Genomic DNA, 15,962 nt, shown 5'->3' with positions numbered 1-15,962 from the left:
AGAGTTTTTTTTGAAAATGGCAATTATGGCAGTTGTGGTCTTTATTTTAATGATTTCAACTTACGCTTTATTTCGCCCAATTAATGTTGAAAAATATCAACAGGTTGCCCAACTTTCTCTACAAGAAGGTTATCCTCACACACAAGCTCTTGCTCAGCATTTACGGCTTCAACCACAAATTGCTACGCATGAATATTTTAGGCTCATGCGTGCATATGCTTATGAATCGCATCGTGTAAAAGAATATCCTGCAATGGCCATTGAGGATGAATGACGTCTTAAATAGACTTTTATAGTAAATTGATGGTTATTTGCTCAAATTTTCTGTGCTTTTTTCAGATTTTAAAGGTGTATGAATGCCTAAATTTGCATTGAGCATGGTCTTTAAAGCCACTGCATCAAGCTGATTGGCAACAATAACAAGCGTTAAACGATCTGCCCGAATATGTTTTTGTAATGCAGTTTGGACTTGTTTGGCCGTTATTTGACTCAGTTGTTGTTGATAGTCTGACAGGTAATTGCTTGGTAAATGGTAAAAAGCAATCGCTGCCAATTGTGCATTGATATTAGCATTGCTGCTAAAAGTCATTGGAAATGAACGTAGCATTCCTTCTTTGGTTTCTTCTAATACTTTGCGTTGAATGGGTTGTCGTACAAAATCGATGAGTGCTTGATGTGTGACACGAATACTTTCCATCATTTGGTCTTGTTGTGTGCTATAACTCAAACTAAATAATCCACGCGCTTGAGTAGAAGACAATGTGCTATATGCACCATAAGTATAACCGCGCTTTACACGTAATTCTTTCATCAAAACCGAGTTAAAGCCATTTCCACCAAACATTTGATTGGCAACTTCGAGTGCAATACGATCAGGATCTTCACGCCTAATGCCAAGATGCCCCATCATAATATGGGCTTGTGTCGATTGATAGGGAATATATTGAATATTAAAATCAGTTTGATCTAGAGGTTCGGGCAGTTCGGCTGCTTTTTCACCCTGTGCTAAATTTTGTGTGATTAGGTTGCCTAATTGGGTCGCTTGTTCTGTGGTTAGATTTCCTGTGATTGCAATATTCATATTTTGTGCGACTAAAAGTTGTTTACGAAATTGAACCAATAATTCAGGCGTAATTTTTTGAATACTGCCATTTGTTCCTACACTCGGTTCTGCGTATGGATGCTTCCCATAGATTGCACGATAGAAACGGATATTCATTAGCCGATTTGGATTTTCTTGGATTTGTTTTTGTCCAATTTTTGTATTATTTAAAACTAAATTGAGTCCACTATTATTAAAAGTCGCATGATTGAGAACATGTAACATCATCTCGATTGCGGGGGTGAGTTTTTGCGGATCAGACAATACACGCATTCGAACTGTAAACATATCACGGTATGCGTTGACACTAAATTTTGCACCTAAACCGTCGAAAATACTGGCGATTTGTTTTGCAGTATATTGATCTGTACCCTCAGTCATCAGCCGTGCTGCCATATTGGACAGTCCATTCAAGCCTTTGGCAATATTTTCGTCTTGGGCAGAGCCTGCATTGAAGGTCAGTTGGATATCTACAATCGGAAGATCTTGCACAGCAACAAAAAGTGTTCGGACCTTATGGGCGTTATTGAGTTGTTGTACAAAAGGTGCTTCATAGCTTTTTTGCTGACTTAAATTTTTTAAGCTTTGCAAAGAGCTGAGTGATTTTAAAGGGGTGTCATTGGGTAATTCTTCGATGTTTTGCGAGGTGTCATGATCAAACTCAGCTAAGCTCAGGTTAGAACAAAGTAGTGTGCTTAGTAATACAATAAATTGCGATATTTGCACTGAAAGCTCCTGATTCTCTATTTTTTGTTATTTGATTCGGGGCTTAAGTACAAGGTACTTAAATTATCGCGAACAAAATAAATATTGGCAATACGTTGTAAATCTTGTGGAGTCACTTTTTCATAATGTTGGGCTAACTCATCCATCAGGCGGTAACTCAAGCCATTTACCTCTAAATTGCCAATCATATTTGCTTGCCCAATAATATCATCTTGGCTATAGATTAAATTAGAGACAAAATTGTTTTTCACACGTGCTAACTCGGTTTGATTGACCAATTCGGTTTTAAATAAATTCATTTCTTTTTCGATAGCAGCTTGTGCTTCGGTCAGTGAAACATTTTCAGAAGGTAAGGCGGAAATAATAAATAAGCTATCCCCACGATTGTAGGGGTCGTAACTTACACTAATGGCAGTCAACAATTTTTTATCACGAATCAATCGATCTTGCAGACGGGCAGAGATTCCGCCATCGAGTAAAGATTGAATAATCGTGAGTGCATAAGCATCTTGTGGATTTTTGGCGGTGGCAAGGGAGCGAACATTCCATGCCATAAATAAGTTTGGAACCTGTACAGGGAGTGACAACTCCATATGACGATACCCTAAACGGTCAAATTCAAGCACATCATTGCGGTCAGGTGTGGTTTTTTGACTAATGGCGGAAAAATATTTTTCGACTTGTTTGAGTGCTTGTTCTGCGTTGACATCGCCAACAATCACCAAGGTCGCATTGTTAGGCGTATACCACGTTTTGTACCATTTTTTTAAATCATCAAGTTGAATATTCTGTAGATTTTTCATATAGCCAATTACAGGTTGGCGGTGGTGACTCGTAGGGTAGGCAATCCATTTAAAACGTTCGTATGCTAAATTACGCGGATTATCATCGGTACGTTGACGGCGTTCCTCCATAACGACTTTGATTTCAGGTTCAAAATCTTGTTGACGTAGGACGAGGTTTTGCATGCGATCGGCTTCAAGTTCTAAAGCCAATGGAAAATACTTTTTAGGGTAAAGCTGATAATAATTAGTATAATTGGTAAATGTTGCAGCATTGATCCGCCCACCATAAATACGACTCAGACGTGTAAATTCATCATCGGGCACTTTTTGTGTGCCTTTAAACATCATGTGTTCTAAGACATGTGATATGCCGAGTACATTGCCAGATTCATCACTACTGCCTACTGCATACCAAATCTGTGTCATCACAATCGGCGCACGATGGTCTTCTCGAATAATGACTTTTAGACCATTATTTAAAGTTGTTTCCACGGTTGTACGTGCTAATTGACTTTGTGTTTCAGCAAATGCTGTGGGAATGTGACAAGTCGTCAAGAAAAATCCACTTAAAAGTACGACATGAGATAAAGTTGAAAAAATAGAGTGAGGATTTTTTTTGATTTTCAGCACTACCTACCCCAAACGTGTTAAATACATAAACCATTCTTTAGAAAAATATTTTTTAAATCAATATTGAAATGTTGCATTTTAGTTGATTTGCATCAGCACAAATACCTTAAGCATATATTTAAAAGTGTCTTAAACGCTTATCAATAGGACAATCTGTGCTAAACTCTTTCTTTTTTAACATGATGCTTTTCAAGGAATCGGCATGCAAGAACAGCACAATAAATTCTTGATTGATGCGGAAATTGGTGATGATGATGTCACATTACCGAGTTTACCCACCGTTGATGTGCCCATCGTTGAAAATAAAATTATAGAAACACCGGTTGTACAAGCGTCAGTAGCAGATACGGCTGTGACAGATGAACAACAGTCACAACAGCAAACGAAAGGTGGTTTTTTTAGCCGTATGAAGGAGGGTTTAACTAAAACCCGTAAAAACCTTGCAGACGGTATGGTGAATATTCTCATCGGTGGTAAAGAAATTGATGATGAATTGCTTGAAGAAGTTGAAGAACAGCTTTTAGTTTCAGATATTGGTGTTGAAGCAACCAAGACGATTATTGCTAATCTGACTGAGCGTACAGAACGTGGTGATTTAATTTATTCACATTCATTATATAAGGCTTTACAAGAAGAGTTGGTGGCATTACTTGCACCGCGTGTCAAACCTTTACATATTGACCCGAATAAAAATCCATTTGTGATTTTAGTGGTTGGGGTAAATGGGGTAGGTAAAACCACTACTATTGGTAAACTGGCTAAACGTTTGCAGGGTGAAGGTAAGAAAGTGATGTTGGCTGCGGGTGATACTTTCCGTGCGGCAGCGACAGAGCAATTACAAATTTGGGGTGAGCGTAACAATATCCAAGTGGTTGCACAAGGGCATGGAGCAGATAGTGCATCTGTGATTTTCGATGCTTTTGAAAGTGCTCGTGCTAAAGGTGTGGATGTATTGATTGCAGATACAGCAGGACGTTTACATAACAAAAGTAACTTGATGACTGAGTTAACCAAAGTGAAACGTGTGATGCAAAAAATTGATGCAACTGCGCCACATGAAGTCATGTTGGTTGTCGATGCGGGTACGGGACAAAATGCCATTAATCAAGTGGAAATGTTTGATGAAGCCGTGGGCTTAACAGGCTTAACCATTACCAAACTCGATGGTACTGCCAAAGGTGGTGTGTTGTTTAATATCGCAAGCCGTACACATGTACCGATTCGTTTTATTGGTGTCGGTGAAAAAATTGATGACTTACGCCCATTCTCTGCAAAATCATTTGTGGCAGCATTATTTGAAACTGAAAAATAATGAATCTAGCTACAATGTGGAATAAATAAACAAAAAACTCCGTTATCCACGGAGTTTTTTGTTTTTAAATGATTTTATGCTGTAAAAATAGGCGTTAGAACCTTGCTTAAATATACAAATACATGCAATTAAAGCTAAAATACCTAAAAAAAATATGGTTTTTTATTCATTTTTTAGGGGGAATACAAATTGACAATTTTGTCTAAAATCGGTCAGGTGTTAGCAACGGATTTATCCAAAGATATACTTTTTAAACGAAAGGAAAATCAAAAGGATGAATGCAATTTTCTAGAAGAACTACGTAAGCGACGTAGTATTTATCATTTAGGTAAAAAGGTCGCTTATCCACAAGATGAGTTAGTGTCTTTAATTAAAGAAACGGTATATTGCTGTCCTTCAGTGTTGAATTGTCAAAGTACACGTGTGGTTATTTTGCTGCAAAAATCACATGCACAGTTTTGGGCAATGGTCAAAGAAATCCAAAAAAAATACATGCATGAAAAAGCTTATGAGGGCATGGCATTAAAAATAGACGAAAGCATGGCTGCATATGGGACGATTTTGTATTTTCAAGATCTTGATGTCATACAAAAACTACAAAAATTAAGACCACTACAAGCAAATGACTTTGAAGTATGGTCAGAACAAAGTTTAGGTATGGTGCAGTTTGCAGTGTGGGGATTATTGGCAAGTTTAAATTTAGGGGCGGCTTTACATCATTATAATGCCAATATAAATGATGAAATTTTGCAATATTATGACTTACCCTCACATTGGCAATTAAAAGCACAAATGACTTTTGGCTCAATCATGACGCCAGCAGATGCTAAAAGCTATGAAGATGATCAAGTGATTTTTCGAGTATTTTCATAAATGTATATAAGCTTTTATAAAAAATTTGACATTTTATAGGATTAAAGCGTAAAGAAAGGCTATTTTTATTCGATATTCATCATCATGCGTATGGAAGCTAGGTCATAATAATTACACTGATTGATGATTGAATGGATCAGTCTGTGTCTTAGCTAGGATGTTGACATATTTAAAGCATTGATTTTTAGATATTGTTCTATTTATGCAACAGTATGTCATATAGATACCACTAACGAAGATTTTTTGAATGTAATACACTTAGCTTATCTTAAGAACACGACCATAGGGTCAAAGAAATATTGAGGATTACGATAATGTCATTTTTAGATCAAATCAAAGAACGCCGTAGTATTTATGCAATTGGCAAAAATGTGACTTTGGATAATTCAAAAATTGAAGATATCATTAAGCAAGCCATTAAACTTAGCCCATCTGCATTTAACTCACAAACTTCACGTGCAGTGACATTATTTGGTGATTCACACGTAAAATTTTGGACAATTGTGTTAGAAACGTTACGTAAAATTGTACCTGCAGAAGCATTTGAAGGGACAAGCCAGAAAATTAATAGCTTTATCGCAGGTTATGGCACAGTCTTGTTTTATGAAGATCAAGATGTGGTAAAAAGCTTGCAAGAACAATTTGCACTGTATGCAGATAATTTTCCAATTTGGTCTGAACATTCAACTGGTATTGCACAATTTGCAACATGGACTGCGCTTTCAGAAGCTGGTTTAGGTGCATCATTACAACATTACAATCCAATTGTAGATGAAGAAGTGGCACAAACCTTTAATGTTCCTAGCAACTGGAAATTACGTGCTCAATTGGTCTTTGGCTCAGTAGAAGCACCTGCTGGCGAAAAAGCATTTATGGATGATGCTGAACGTTTTAAAACATTTAACTAATCAGTTTATTAAATACAAGGGCGCTTAGGCGCTCTTTTATTTTTAGCTTGTATAAAGTACCGTAGATATACACATCATTTGATGTAAAAATAATAATATTTAGCTTTTTTTAAGCTTATAAAAAGTGATAAATTTCTTCAAATTACTTGTAAATTTGGGGTTTAAAAACAAATTGTCATAAAAATGTCATGCACACATAGCATAGTGCATTAAATTTTAAAGTTTATTGATATTTGAGAAATACCTATGCGATTTAAATTGGCAGCAAGTGTAATGGGGTTAGGTCTTATCATGAATGCGTCAGCATTTGCAGCAGTCACCATTACCGCACCTGAAGAAATTGTTGTTTTGGCTGTAAATGATCAAGAAGTCAATACAGGTATTTTTAGAACTAAGAAAAATGAATATAAAGTCAATGCGGGTCAAACCGCAATCAGTGTGCGTTATCAGCAATATTTTGAACATTTAAATAATGAACATGATATTTTAAAATCGGGTGTTGTTACGATTACGGCGCCTAATTTACAAGAGGGTCAGAGCTATAAATTAAATTTAGTGAATGCGCCCAAAGATTTTGATGCAGCCAAGAAATATGCTGAACAACCTACAATTGCTTTGTATGATCAAAATAATCAAATGATTGTGCAGCAAACAGGTGCAAATAATGAAGCGAAACCTTGGTTATCGGGTGGTGTTTTTGGTCGAGTATTTGATTTAACAACCTCAAAAAAATCTGAAAATCAACCAGCTCCCGTTTATGCCAATACACAGCAGTCTGCCGCTGGGGTCAATACGACAGCAACACCCAATACATCAGTTGATTTAAATACAGCCAACGGTGCAGATCAACAAATGATTCAGATCTGGCAAAGAGCATCAAAAGCAGAACGTCAACGTTTTATGAGTTGGGTAGCTGAACAATAATAGGTCAACAACCTATACGACATGAAAAAAGGAGGGGAAATAGCGATATTTCTCCATCCTTTTTTATGTGATTACTACATTATGTGATGTAAAACCTAAATTCTTAGCTCCACCAATAGCGTAAAATATGAAAGAAAATAGGTGCTGAAAAACAGATTGAATCAATGCGGTCTAACATACCACCATGCCCATGAATCAATTGTCCCCAGTCTTTGACCCCACGATCACGCTTGATTGCAGACATCACTAAACCACCAAAGAAGCCAAAAATACAGACAATCAAACCGATCAAAGCAGCTTGTAAATAAGTGAAAGGTGTAAGCCAATTCATTAAAACACCTAAACCTGTTGCCAGTACAATGCCTCCCACTAAACCTTCAATGGTTTTAGATGGTGAGAGGATCGGTGCAACTTTGTGTTTTCCAAATAATTTTCCACAAACATATTGTAAAACATCAGAGGCTTGCACCACCATGATCAGCCAAATTGCAAGCCAAATTTTCTCCCCATCAAAGCCAGGCAGTTTTAGGTTGAGTAAAGCAGGTACATGGGAAATACAAAACACACTGACCATCAAACCCCACTGAATTTTTGCACTTCGTTCTAAAAAATGCGTGGTATCTTCCTGTTTTAAACTGGCAATTGGAATCAGTAAAAAGACATAAAGGGGAATGAAAATTGAATACAAGCCGTACCAATCGGTAGAAATTAAATAGTATTGATAAGGAATGACAAAATAAAAAGCGATCAGTAAGGGGAAGTAATCACCACGCCGCGTGGGTAATAAACTGATAAATTCACGTAATGCAAATAAAGAAATAATGCCAAAAAGAATAATAAAGGCTGTTTTTCCAAGCAGAATAGCAGCTCCAATGACGATCAGCATGACCCACCATGCATTGATTCGTGCATTTAAATTGTCAATTACAGGAGAGGCTGTAGTTCCTGCACGTTGTTTTAAAATAAAACCGACAGTGGATGCGAAAATTAAAATGGCTGCAAAAATACCAAATAATACATAAGTTTGCTCTAAGTTATCTAAGGTCATTGGTTTTCAACCTCTTTTAATTTTAGGAGTTCTTGTTGTGCATATGCTAAAAATTCGGCTTTATTCATTTCAATATGCTCATTAAGCGGACAGCCAAAACATACTGTAGATAATAAAGGCAAAGGCACAAATGCACCTTTGGGCATGACACGTCTTAGATTTGAAATCCATACAGGAACGATTTCAACCTCAGGAAAAGCATGATGTAAATTGTATAGACCACTTTTAAATGTCAATAACTCAACATCATCATTGAGGTTACGCGTGCCTTCAGGAAAGAAAATAATAGAATAGCCTTGTTCTAAAGCATCCTTAATGGGCTGTAATGGGTCTTGATTATTTTCACGATTTCGCTGAATGGTGACGCCGTTGAAAGTATTATGAATGAGAAAACGGCGGATCCCATCTTTTAACCAATAGTCAGAGGCTGCTACAGGTTTAGTCTTTCTGCGTATGGGGGTAGGTAAGGATGACCACAATAAAATAAAGTCAATATGACTATTATGATTGGCATAATAAATACGTTGTTTGGATTCTTCGGGTTGGCAACCTATCCATAAGCTACGAGCACCTGTGAGTAATCGAGCACCACGCCGTGTTAAAAAAGAGATGAAGCGAGCAAGATAGTTTGAAGCACTTGGTGTTGTGGGCAAAGATCTTTGATTATTATCCTGCGGTGTAATTTGCGTCATAATAAAACCAAAATTGTTATTGTAAAAAATAAGTTAAATATGAAATCCATTAAAACAAGAGATCATATGGTGAGTAAAGTTATTTGTCATTTAAATTGATATTCATTTTTTATAAATGTTATGAGCAGATTAGAAATCATCCATAATAAGAAATAGATGAGCGTTGTTATGAAATAAATAGCCTAAGAAAATTTAACATCTTTATGTAGATGCCATATAATACTTTATTATTTTTTATAGAATATTTGATCATGACACCCGCATGTAAAGTTTTAAAATCAAATAAAATCGAATTTTCAATTCATGAATATGAACATGATGTGAATGCGAAAAGTTTTGGATTAGAAGCGGCAGAAAAATTAGCTTTAAATGTCGAAGAAGTATTCAAAACACTGATGGTAACAGATGATAAAAACTATTTTGTTGCTGTGTTACCTGTAAGTCACCAACTGAACTTAAAAAAAGTTGCAACTGCGTTTGGTGCGAAAAAACTGCATATGGCAGATCCAAAAGATGCAGAGCGTTTAACAGGATATTTGGTCGGAGGAATTAGTCCTGTTGGTCAGAAAAAGCGCTTAAAAACAGTAATTTGTGAAAGTGCGAAAACGCTAGAAAAAATATACGTAAGTGGTGGAAAAAGAGGGTTAGATATCGGTGTGAATCCCAATGATTTGGCACAGGTTTTGGCTGCTCATTTTGCAGATATTGTGGATATGTAATTAAATTGTTACGCGCAAAGAAAGTTACTCACAAAAATAAAGCCACTTTATAAGCTGATTAAGCTATTGGATACAACGAGTAATCAGAAGATGCTGTTGTCAATAAAATCTAGGGCTGTATGCGGCCTTGACGAGAGATCGCTTATTTTTATGCCGTTGAATTAACGCTAAGGATTTAGATATTTTTCATTCAGTTGTTCATTTGCATCAAGAATATGTGCATTTAGTTGAGTCATAATGCGAATCAAATGTTCTTTGTCTTCAGTGGATAAAACATCAAAAATAACTTTTTCACGATCTATTGCAACTTTAAATATTTCATCATGCAAACGAACTCCTTGTGCTGTTAGGCAAATTTTTGTTGCTCTTGCATCTCTTTTATCTTCTTTAATATCAATATATTCTTGTGTTTTTAGTTTAGCAATAGCTCGGCTGACAGCACTTTTATCTAAACCAATCACTTGACTGATCCGACGAGCAGAGATATTGGGTTCAACAGCGAGCATCGACAAAATGCGCCATTCAATAATATTGATTTGAAAAAGTTGCGCATAAATTTGTGAAGACCCGAGCGACATTTTATTTGAAAAAAAAGTAATCAGTGCAGGTATATAACGATCAAGTTCTAAAGTTGACTGTGTTTTCATTTCATCTTAAAAATTAGTTTTTTATTATCATAACATAGATAATTTTCATGTATGGTTGTTAGAACAACTATAATGTTGACATTGCAACTATATTGATTTAATTTTGAACTGAATCGAAAAAGATTTAAAGATCATTGATTATAATCAGTGACATATTGTGAAAATTGGATTTCATAATATAAGGCTTTGAAAAATAAGGATATGAAAATGAATAAAAAACTAAAAATTGATATGGTAGAGGAAAATAAACAGAGTTCTTTTCCTAAAAATCAATGGTTTGTGGTAGCACTTTCAAAGGAGTTGACAGATCATTTTATTGCACGAAAAGTACTTAATATTCCATTGATTTTATTTCGTGATCCCCTCGGAAAAGTCACTGCTTTAGAAGACCGTTGCTGTCACCGAGGTATGCCACTTTCAAGTGGTCATTTGGAGAATGGGCAAATACGTTGTGGGTATCATGGCTTACTTTATAATGCAACAGGGCAGTGTGTTGAAGTTCCCGGACAAGAGAAAGTTCCTGCTAAAGCCACTGTAAAATCTTATCATGTTGTTGAAAAGCAAGGCTTAATCTGGCTTTGGTATAGTTTTGAATATGAAACTCCACATATAGACGTTCCAGAATATCCTTATCATGAACATGAAGACTATCTCTATGATGGTGATGTCTATCACTATGATGCGCCGTATCAACTTATTCATGATAATTTGATGGATTTAAGTCATTTAGCATATGTGCATTTAAAAACCATTGGTGGCAATGCTAAGATTCACATGAATGCAGAAATGAAAGTGACACAGGGAGAAAATCAAGTGGTGGTCAAACGGCATATGCTTGCTTCGGATCCACCACCAACATATAGCATGGCATATCCATTTCAAGGTAAAGTCGATCGGTGGCAAGAAATTGATTTTCGTGTTTCTCATATTCGTATTTGGACTGGCGCGATTGATACAGGTACAGATAGCCTAGATAATCCTGAACGTAACGGTTTTAATATGCGAGGTTTTCATGCAATTACACCTGAAACAGAAAATACGTGTCATTATTTTTGGACAATGTCAACCAACCCACAGCATGATCGTGAGCGTATCGCTAATGTTGTGATCGAACAAACACGGCTTACTTTTGATGAAGATAAAGTCGTGATCGAAGCGCAATTTAAAAACTTAAAGCAATTTGAACAAAATGAAATGGTTGGCATTCATATTGATGTTGGTTTAGTACGTGCTCGACGTATTATTGCAGATTTGATTTGATATATGTTTAAGCCTTTCTCAGTTGCGAATTTGCTGCTTAGAAAGGCATGATTTATTTTATTGAAGATTTCTATTTAATAAAAAATAGCCTAAGCATGAATATAAAATGACCTCTGTTATCTTCATGCTTATTTTTTTAATATGGTTTTTAAATATCATGTCAAATACAATTGTATCATCATGATTTATATTAAAAATGCTAGACGTAAATGAGATGATTAACCGCATTTATTTTATAAATAAAAATTTAAATACTGGTAAATCCTCCATCAATCGTAATACATGTACCTGACATAAACTGAGCTTCATCCGATGCTAAAAATATCGCTAAGTCAGCAACTTCATTGACTTCACCAAAACGATCTAAAGGAATTTTGTCAGTAGGGCGAGTTTTTAACATCTCAGCAGTCATAGGCGTGCGAATTGTTCCCGGGCAAATGGCATTGATTTTAATACCAAATTTGCCATATTCGGCAGCAAGATGCTTGGTATAACCCAGTACAGCATGTTTAGATGCGGTATAAGATGCGCCCCCCATTTTTGCAACAAGTCCAGCAATTGAACCAATATTGATAATCGCACCAGATTTTTGTTCAATCATGTGTGGCAAGACTAAATTACTTAAATTAAAAATAGATTTCACATTAATATTAAAAACTAAATCCCAAAGTTGTTCACTGGTGTCTAAGCTATTTATATATTTATCAAAAATACCTGCATTATTCAGCAAAACATCAATTCTGCCAAAATGTTGTAGTGTGGTCTGAACTAAGTTTTCTAATTGAGTCTTTTCAGTAATATCAACCTGTACAACAAGTACTTCATTGCCCATTTGTCTAATTTTATCTGCAACCTGTTGAGCAGATTCAATATTTAGATCTGCAATCACAAGTTTTGCCCCTTGTGTGGCAAAGGCAAAAGCTTCAGCTTCACCCATACCTGATGCTGCGCCTGTGATTATGCATACTTTGTCTTTCAGTCTAGACATTTTTCATTCCTTGATTCAATAATAAATAAGCAGCCTAAATGCTAAAAATTTGGCATTGATTAATGAGCTAAATTTAAATTAGCCACTAAAAAATAATTTGAGTAGTTTACAAATATGCTTTTGAACGGTATTCATATCAAGTGGACGATGATCGTGCAAAACAACAAAGAGAGAATGATATGCGTGATGAATTAATTCAGGATGAATTATCAGGTGAGCAGATAAAATATGATGATTATATTGCAGGTCTAGCAAAAGGACTCAGTATTTTAGAAGCATTTGGCTCAGACCGACAGCGCCTCAATGTCACACAAACAGCAGAACGTACAGGTTTAACCAGAACGGCAGCAAGACGTTATCTAAAAACATTGAAGTTTTTAGGGTATTTAGATACAGATGATTATTATTACTGGCTAACACATAAAGTTTTAAAATTCTCTGGTGCATATTTGCATACAGCACATTTACCTAAAATAGCTCAACCTGTACTGAATATTTTAGCGGCAAAAACTTCTTTGGTTTTTTCTGTTGTTGTTTTAGACCATCATGAATTGGTTCCTGTAGCACGTAGTATTTCACCGCAGCATGAGGAATTTCGAGTCAGCCCTTTTGGCATTCATCTCGGCAATAGAATACCAGCACATACTGCATCTACAGGTAAAGTATTACTTTCACAAAGAAGTCTTGAAGAGCAAAAACAATGGCTTGAGCATTATGAATTACGTCGCTTTACCCATTATACAATGACTGAGCAGGAAGTTTTTTTACAAGAATTACAGAAGATTAGAGCGCAGGCTTATTGTATTTCTAGTGAGGAATATGAACTTGGGGTTGTTGCAGTTGCAGTCCCTATTATTAATCAAAAGGGAGAACTCATTGCCGCGATGAACGCCGTGGCATCAGTCAATAAAGTCAATGATTTTTATTTGGTGAATACCATTGTGCCTATGCTAAGACAGGCTGCAAAGGAAATACGCGATATGATTTAAAACCCCTCATGATCTTGAATATTGGGATGATTGATCACAGTCACGATATTCGTTTCATAGTATTTGTACGAATATTATCTGATATGTACGATCATCGCGCATTGATTGAGTTTTACACTTTGCGAATGACTTTTTCATCATTAGTTTAAAAAACAAAGGAAAAGTCAAAACATCATTCTAAGTGTGTTTCGATAATGACGAAACATGGATGAAGAGTTATTTGCATGGAGTGAAGATATGCATGATGCATTAGATCAACAAAATGATTGGGATTTGATTGTAATAGGTTCAGGTGCAGGAGGATTATCGACGGCAATTACCGCGAAAAAGCAGGGGCTAAAGGTGATTGTCTTAGAAAAGGATGCAGTTTTTGGTGGTACAACTGCATTTTCTGGTGGAGTGCTTTGGATTCCCAATAATCCACACGCTAAAAAAAATGGTATTCAAGATTCAAAACAAGCAGCAATTAACTATCTAAAACACGAAACTCAAAATTTTTATAATGCTCAAGCAGTCGATGCCTTTTTAGACTATGGACCTAAAATGATCGATTTTTTTGAGAAAGAAACCACAGTCAAATTTATTCCTACTTTGTATCCAGATTATCATCCTAATGTATCCGGTGGGGTTGAGGTTGGACGTTCTATTTTAGCTGCACCGTTTGATATTCGTAGTTTAGGCGAAAATATGAAACGTTTACGTCCACCCTTAAAAACCATTACTTTTATGGGCATGATGTTTAATTCGTCAAATGCAGATTTAAAACATTTTTTTAATGCAACTAAATCATTTACTTCATTTATGTATGTGGCAAAGCGTTTAGCCATTCATATGAAAGAGTTGGCTTTTTATGGTCGAGGAACCAATGTGACCAGTGGAAATGCTTTGGCAGCACGCTTGGCAAAATCAGCTTTTGATTTAGATATTCCGATTTATACATCAACACCCGTACAAAAATTGCTACAAGAATCGGGGAAAATTGTAGGTGTAGAAATTTTACAAGAAGGTAAAAAATTAAAGCTTAAATCAAAACATGGTGTTGTGTTGGCATGTGGTGGTTTTTCACATGATATTGCACGTTTAAAAACAACTTATGCACATTTAAAAACAGGTGGAGAACATATCTCCCCGGTTCCAACCAGCAATACAGGTGATGGTTGCCGCATGGCAGAACAAGTCGGTGGTGCATTCGATATTCAATATCAAGATGCTGCCGCATGGATGCCTGTTTCAAAAGTGCCACAAGCTGAGGGTTATGGCGTATTTCCACATTTATTAGATCGTTATAAGCCTGGCATTATTGGCGTTTTAAAAAATGGGCAACGTTTTACCAACGAGTCAAACTCTTATCATGATGTTGGTGCTGCTTTATTTCGAGCATGTCAAGGGATGTCTGAAACTGCAATGTGGTTGATTTGTGACCAAAAAACCATTGCTAAATATGGTTTAGGCTATGCAAAACCTGCACCAATGCCATTATCAGGTTTAGTGAAAAATGGCTATTTAATGAAAGGAAATACCATAGAAGAGTTAGCAGAAAATGCAGGAATTGATGCTAAAAATTTAAGCGATACGATTATTGAATACAACAAACATGCGGTAAATGGTGAAGATCCTGCATTTCAACGTGGTTCAACAGCATTTAATCGTTATTTAGCAGACCCCGAGCATATGCCAAATCCGTGTATTGCACCTGTTTCAGTAGGACCTTTTTATGCAGTAAAAGTCTTTATGGGAGATCTGGGCACATTTGATGGACTTAGAACAGCGGTCACTGGAGAAGTGCTTAACTCGAAAAATCAAAAAATTGTCGGCTTATATGCGGTAGGAAATGACCGTGCCAGTATGATGGGCGGAAATTATCCAGGTGCAGGAATTACATTGGGACCCATTATGACTTTTGGTTATTTGACAGGGTTACATATTGCAAATTTAGCCAAAGGCGGTAAAGGCTTAGCACAACAAAACCAAGAGGAGATGCAAAATGTTTCATAAAGCAATTGTTGACCATCGAATTTATACCATTACGCCACGTATGTTGCCAAAATTTTTAGCGTTATTTGATAATTTAGCAATGCCTGTATTGAAAAAACATCTTGGGCAGCCTTTAGGGTTTTATGTCACGACCATTGGTTCATTAAATCAGGTGGTGCATTTGTGGGGTTACGATAGTTTAGATGATTATGAAAAGCGTAGTTTAGCGCGAGATACTGACCCTGATTTTCAAGTCTATTTACAACAAACTGAAGGACTTGTGCAGTCGCAAACAAACCAATTGGTGCGACCAGTACATTTAAAGTCATTTACTTCATGATTCATTTTTTAATCATTTTATGAATCGATTTAATTCATAAATCAA

At 36.2% G+C, this 15,962-nt stretch carries 16 protein-coding genes; 10 read left to right on the top strand and 6 right to left on the bottom strand.

All coding sequences use genetic code 11. The features are described 5' to 3' along the window. Positions 1-10: 10 nt before the first annotated feature. A complete protein-coding gene (locus tag HUV91_RS04625; RefSeq protein ID WP_174492685.1) occupies positions 11-274 on the top strand; it encodes a hypothetical protein in 264 nt (87 codons plus the stop codon). Between the two features lie 33 nt (positions 275-307). Here the strand turns inward: HUV91_RS04625 and HUV91_RS04620 are convergent, their stop codons facing one another. Both HUV91_RS04620 and HUV91_RS04615 read right to left on the bottom strand, forming a co-directional pair. Then, entirely contained in the window at positions 308-1,828 is a 1,521-nt protein-coding gene (locus HUV91_RS04620) for a M16 family metallopeptidase (protein WP_228721834.1), read from the bottom strand. Positions 1,829-1,845: 17 nt separating this feature from the next. Then, positions 1,846-3,168 (bottom strand): M16 family metallopeptidase, encoded by a 1,323-nt coding sequence (locus HUV91_RS04615; RefSeq protein WP_228257112.1) that lies wholly within the window; start codon positions 3,166-3,168, stop codon positions 1,846-1,848. Between the two features lie 277 nt (positions 3,169-3,445). Between HUV91_RS04615 and ftsY the strand changes: the two genes are divergently transcribed. The 4 genes from ftsY to HUV91_RS04595 all read left to right on the top strand — a co-directional run bounded on the left by ftsY (position 3,446) and on the right by HUV91_RS04595 (position 7,260). Beyond that, positions 3,446-4,555 (top strand): signal recognition particle-docking protein FtsY, encoded by a 1,110-nt coding sequence (gene ftsY / locus HUV91_RS04610; RefSeq protein WP_174492684.1) that lies wholly within the window; start codon positions 3,446-3,448, stop codon positions 4,553-4,555. Between the two features lie 189 nt (positions 4,556-4,744). Further along, positions 4,745-5,428 (top strand): nitroreductase family protein, encoded by a 684-nt coding sequence (locus tag HUV91_RS04605; RefSeq protein ID WP_174492683.1) that lies wholly within the window; start codon positions 4,745-4,747, stop codon positions 5,426-5,428. A gap of 311 nt (positions 5,429-5,739) precedes the next feature. Next, the gene (locus tag HUV91_RS04600; RefSeq protein ID WP_174493586.1) at positions 5,740-6,336 is read left to right on the top strand and encodes a nitroreductase family protein; all 597 of its coding nucleotides are present in this window, start codon (positions 5,740-5,742) and stop codon (positions 6,334-6,336) included. A 246-nt stretch (positions 6,337-6,582) separates the two neighbouring features. Next, complete coding sequence (locus HUV91_RS04595; RefSeq protein WP_174492682.1) at positions 6,583-7,260, top strand: DUF2057 domain-containing protein; 678 nt, start codon at positions 6,583-6,585, stop codon at positions 7,258-7,260. A gap of 103 nt (positions 7,261-7,363) precedes the next feature. Here the strand turns inward: HUV91_RS04595 and HUV91_RS04590 are convergent, their stop codons facing one another. Further along, a complete protein-coding gene (locus HUV91_RS04590; RefSeq protein WP_174492681.1) occupies positions 7,364-8,308 on the bottom strand; it encodes a phosphatidate cytidylyltransferase in 945 nt (314 codons plus the stop codon). Beyond that, positions 8,305-9,000, bottom strand: coding sequence for a lysophospholipid acyltransferase family protein (locus HUV91_RS04585; protein WP_130075169.1), 696 nt, complete (start codon positions 8,998-9,000; stop codon positions 8,305-8,307). Before HUV91_RS04585 ends, HUV91_RS04590 begins: the two co-directional genes overlap by 4 nt. A 251-nt stretch (positions 9,001-9,251) precedes the next feature. On the opposite strand from HUV91_RS04585, the gene ybaK reads away from it, so the two are divergent. Then, on the top strand, positions 9,252-9,719 hold the full coding sequence (gene ybaK, locus HUV91_RS04580; RefSeq protein ID WP_130075168.1) for a Cys-tRNA(Pro) deacylase: 468 nt from the start codon (positions 9,252-9,254) through the stop codon (positions 9,717-9,719). Positions 9,720-9,886: 167 nt separating this feature from the next. Here the strand turns inward: ybaK and HUV91_RS04575 are convergent, their stop codons facing one another. Further along, complete coding sequence (locus HUV91_RS04575) at positions 9,887-10,366, bottom strand: MarR family winged helix-turn-helix transcriptional regulator (RefSeq protein WP_130075167.1); 480 nt, start codon at positions 10,364-10,366, stop codon at positions 9,887-9,889. 207 nt (positions 10,367-10,573) lie between these two features. On the opposite strand from HUV91_RS04575, the gene HUV91_RS04570 reads away from it, so the two are divergent. Further along, the gene (locus HUV91_RS04570; RefSeq protein ID WP_228721833.1) at positions 10,574-11,626 is read left to right on the top strand and encodes an aromatic ring-hydroxylating dioxygenase subunit alpha; all 1,053 of its coding nucleotides are present in this window, start codon (positions 10,574-10,576) and stop codon (positions 11,624-11,626) included. 247 nt (positions 11,627-11,873) lie between these two features. Here HUV91_RS04570 and HUV91_RS04565 read toward each other — a convergent pair whose 3' ends face one another. Next, positions 11,874-12,614, bottom strand: coding sequence for an SDR family NAD(P)-dependent oxidoreductase (locus HUV91_RS04565; protein WP_174492679.1), 741 nt, complete (start codon positions 12,612-12,614; stop codon positions 11,874-11,876). Between the two features lie 179 nt (positions 12,615-12,793). Here HUV91_RS04565 and HUV91_RS04560 point away from each other — a divergent pair, with 179 nt between their 5' ends. The 3 genes from HUV91_RS04560 to HUV91_RS04550 all read left to right on the top strand — a co-directional run bounded on the left by HUV91_RS04560 (position 12,794) and on the right by HUV91_RS04550 (position 15,917). Further along, complete coding sequence (locus tag HUV91_RS04560; RefSeq protein ID WP_130075208.1) at positions 12,794-13,603, top strand: IclR family transcriptional regulator domain-containing protein; 810 nt, start codon at positions 12,794-12,796, stop codon at positions 13,601-13,603. A 204-nt stretch (positions 13,604-13,807) separates the two neighbouring features. Further along, on the top strand, positions 13,808-15,598 hold the full coding sequence (locus tag HUV91_RS04555; protein ID WP_228721832.1) for an FAD-dependent oxidoreductase: 1,791 nt from the start codon (positions 13,808-13,810) through the stop codon (positions 15,596-15,598). After that, positions 15,588-15,917 carry an NIPSNAP family protein gene (locus HUV91_RS04550; RefSeq protein WP_107008780.1) on the top strand — a complete coding sequence of 110 codons (330 nt, stop codon included), beginning with the start codon at positions 15,588-15,590 and terminating at the stop codon, positions 15,915-15,917. The genes HUV91_RS04555 and HUV91_RS04550 overlap by 11 nt, the downstream gene beginning before the upstream one ends. Positions 15,918-15,962: the final 45 nt, after the last annotated feature.

Origin of the sequence: Acinetobacter sp. Marseille-Q1623, from assembly GCF_902809895.1 — a bacterium.
Classification (GTDB): Bacteria; Pseudomonadota; Gammaproteobacteria; order Pseudomonadales; family Moraxellaceae; genus Acinetobacter; species Acinetobacter piscicola_A.
Note: the sequence above shows the minus strand (reverse complement) of the source record. Positions and strands in the feature narration are given on the sequence as shown.